Annotated in this window: 3 protein-coding genes; 1 reads left to right on the top strand and 2 read right to left on the bottom strand. The window is 60.1% G+C overall.

Annotated features, from left to right (window positions below; translation table 11 throughout):
- Positions 1-421: histidine phosphatase family protein (locus H0V78_05650; protein ID MBA2351274.1), on the bottom strand; the 421-nt coding region annotated here is incomplete at its 3' end.
- A gap of 119 nt (positions 422-540) precedes the next feature.
- On the opposite strand from H0V78_05650, the gene H0V78_05645 reads away from it, so the two are divergent.
- Entirely contained in the window at positions 541-2,610 is a 2,070-nt protein-coding gene (locus H0V78_05645; protein ID MBA2351273.1) for a D-(-)-3-hydroxybutyrate oligomer hydrolase, read from the top strand.
- 213 nt (positions 2,611-2,823) lie between these two features.
- On the opposite strand, the gene H0V78_05640 is transcribed toward H0V78_05645, so the two are convergent.
- Positions 2,824-3,072, bottom strand: a complete 249-nt coding sequence (locus tag H0V78_05640) for a hypothetical protein (GenBank protein MBA2351272.1) — start codon at positions 3,070-3,072, stop codon at positions 2,824-2,826.
- Between the last annotated feature and the right edge of the window lie 172 nt (positions 3,073-3,244).

Raw genomic sequence — 3,244 nt, 5'->3', positions numbered from 1 at the left:
GTAGTTCCGCTTTCCCGGCGCCCGCTCGTTCGTAATACGTGAACCACCAGAGTGCGCCCGGCTTCATGCTCCAGTCGCCGGGTTGACCGCTCAGAAGCTGCGCCGCGACTTGCCCGAGCGTCGGCTGATGGCCGACTACGATAACAGCCGCCGGCAGCAGCTTTAACACCACGTCAAGCACGCCAGCGACGGACGCTTCGGTTCCGATGCCGGCATCAGTCGCGAACTCACTGGTCAAGGCAGCCGCGGTCTGCTGCGCGCGTCGCGCCGGACCCGCCAGCACCGTGCGGCTACCCGGAAGCCGCGGCCGCAGCCAGCGCGCCATGCGGCCGGCATCGTGTTCTCCTTTTTCGGTCAGAGCCCTGTCGTGGTCAGGGAAACCCGGGGCTGCTTCAGCATGCCGCCATAAAATAATATCCATCGCGTCCTGTTTGCTGACACCGTTTCGCCCACAACCCGCAGAAATGGCAAGTGCAGGGAACGATGGTAAATGTCTGCAATCGTACCCAAAACCCCTGACGGTCCTTCATGGAGAACAAAATGCGCGCCACGAGACGTGCTGCTGCCGCTGCTTTGCTGTCCGGTTTGTTTGTGTCCGCCGCGGCTGCGGATAAGCCGCAGTTTATCAAAGGCGACATTCGGGTCAGGAGTTACGAAGGAAGTAGTGACGATTTATTGACCGCGGGCCTCGGCAAAACCGGTTTGCAGAGTGCTACCGCACCAGGCTTCGCCGACCCGCTCAACCCGACCGCCGCCGAGCTTCGCCGTCGCGCGATCTACACCAATTACCGCGCTCTGGTCGACATCACGACAGGCGGCGGCTACGGCGTTTTGTACGGGCCGAACGTAGACGTAAACGGCGCCCCGACCAGCAGCGAAGGCAAGATCGCCGGCGATGAATATCTCGCTCTGATCGGCAAAGGTCAGCGCAATTTCACCGTAATGGTCCAGGTGCCGGCGTCGTTCGATCCGAAGAACCCATGCATCGTGACCGGTCCGTCATCGGGCTCGCGCGGAATTTATGGCGCGATCGCAACTTCGGGCGAATGGGGCCTCAAGCGCGGCTGCGCCGTGGCTTACACCGATAAGGGGACGGGCACCGGCGCCCACGATCTCGATCGCGATATCGTAAATCGCATTGATGGCTTAACGGCGAGCGCCGATGACGCCGGCGACGAATGCCTCTTTACGGCCCGCTTGAGCGATCAGGAGCGCGCCGAATTCAACGCCGCCGCGCCGAACCGATTCGCCTTCAAGCACGCGCATTCAAAGCAGAATCCCGAAAAGGATTGGGACAAACATGTGCTCGCGTCCATCGTCTTTGCGTTCTATGCGCTGAACGAGAAGTTCGATGGCCGCGCCATCACGCCGGACAACACGATCGTGATCGCATCCAGCGTTTCGAACGGAGGTGGGGCGAGCTTGCGCGCCGCCGAGCTTGATAAATTCGGGCTGATCGATGGCGTCGCAGTGTCGGAACCAAACGTGAATCCCGAGCCCGGCGGCAAATTCGGCATCGTGCAGGGTTCGGGCGCGCCGTTATTCGCGCACAGCAGGAATCTTTACGATTACGCGACGCTGGTCAATCTTTATCAGCCGTGCGCATCAGTCGCGCAAGGCACGGCAGCACCATTCAATCTGTCGGCGAGCCCGAATCGCTGCCAGTCGCTGGTCGACAAAGGACTGCTGCCAGCCGGGACGCTGACCGAGCAAGCCAACCAGGCTCAAGCTGTCATCAACGGCTACGGCATCTTGCCCGAACAGAATTTCGTCCAGCCTTCGTACACGCACTTTTTTGTGCCGCAACCGATTTCGGTGACCTACGCGAACGCCTACGGGCGATTCGGCGTTGAGGACAATCTATGCGGTTACAGTTTCGGCGCGACCGCAGCCGACGGCACTCCGATTCCGCTTGCGCCGACCTCGCTTGCCATCCTGTTCGCGGTATCGAACGGCATTCCGCCGACCGGCGGCGTCAATCTGATCAACAATTTGTCGGTCGGCGGGCCAGCCGAGGACCGCGTTTCGATCTCGGCTTCGACCAATCGGCAGGATCAAAACTTCGACGGCGCGCTATGCTTGCGCGGGCTTTCGACCGGCGTTGAAGGGCGAGCGCTTAAGGAAGGTGACGCGGCGAACCGCGCCAGCATCGAGCGCGGAATCAAAAGAGTTCTTGCGAACGCAAATTTGAACGGCATCCCGGCGATCGTCGTGAACGGGCGCAACGACGCGAACCTGCACCCTAATCACACTTCGCGTGCCTATTACGGCTTGAATCAACTCAAGCACAACGACGGCAAGCTGCGCTACGTCGAAATCACCAATGCGCATCACCTCGATACCCTCAACGCGTTTGCGGGTTTCGATTCGCGCCTGATCCCGCTGCATTACTATTTCATCCAGGCGCTCGATATCCTGTACGACCATCTAAAAAACGGCACGCCGCTGCCGCCGAGCCAGGTCGTCCACACCGTCCCGCGCGGCGCTCCGCTGCCGCCAGCGGTTGCCGCGCCGCAGATCAGTGCGACGAATGTGCCGCCGATCGAGCAAACGCCGGCAGCGGAAGATTTGATCAAGTTCGAGGATGCGACGTTGACCATACCGGAGTAACTTCGACACAGCGACGATCGCCATTCTGTGCAGTCGTCGCTCATTGCCGTGAAAACGGGAATCCAGCGGTTCGTCGAGATACTCGATTCCCGTTTCCGCAAACGGTTGTCATTTTCGTGAATTCAGGGAATCCAGCCATTCGTCACATGTCTTTCCGTTTTTCGTCTTGCGTTCATCGTCTGTACTGCCGACGCTATCGCTTAAAAAGCGCCGCTATTCGCCCTTCTCCGCATTGATCCGCAATTGCTCGCTCATTGTTTTTACTGCCGGCGTCCACTGCTTGCCATCACATCGCGGGCAGCGCGAGAATTTTTGTCCGGTCGCGAAAGCGATCACCTCGCCGCACGCCAGCAGCAATAATCCTTCGAATCCGGCACGACTGAGTTTTCCTCCAGCGGCGCCGGCCAGTTTCTTCGCACGGCGGCAATAAGGCCAGCCCCACTCGTGCCTGCCCCGGCGCAAACGGAAAGCTCGTGAGCTTGCCGCTGGGTTCGAGATAAGCGCGCTCGACTTCGCCTAATTGCTCGATGCCAGCCTACGCAGCGATTGAAAAAGCTCGCTGCGCGACATGCTCTCTTCTTCCATGCCCGCGAGATCCATGCGGCCGTCGATCACCATGCGCGTGGTCGTACTG

The organism is Burkholderiales bacterium, assembly GCA_013695435.1.
GTDB lineage: Bacteria > Pseudomonadota > Gammaproteobacteria > Burkholderiales > JACMKV01 > JACMKV01.
Note: the sequence above shows the minus strand (reverse complement) of the source record. Positions and strands in the feature narration are given on the sequence as shown.

Coding starts and splice junctions, on each gene's coding strand:
- H0V78_05645 (MBA2351273.1), top strand. CDS start 541: ATGCGCGCCACGAGACGTGCTGCTGCCGCTGCTTTGCTGTCCGGTTTG.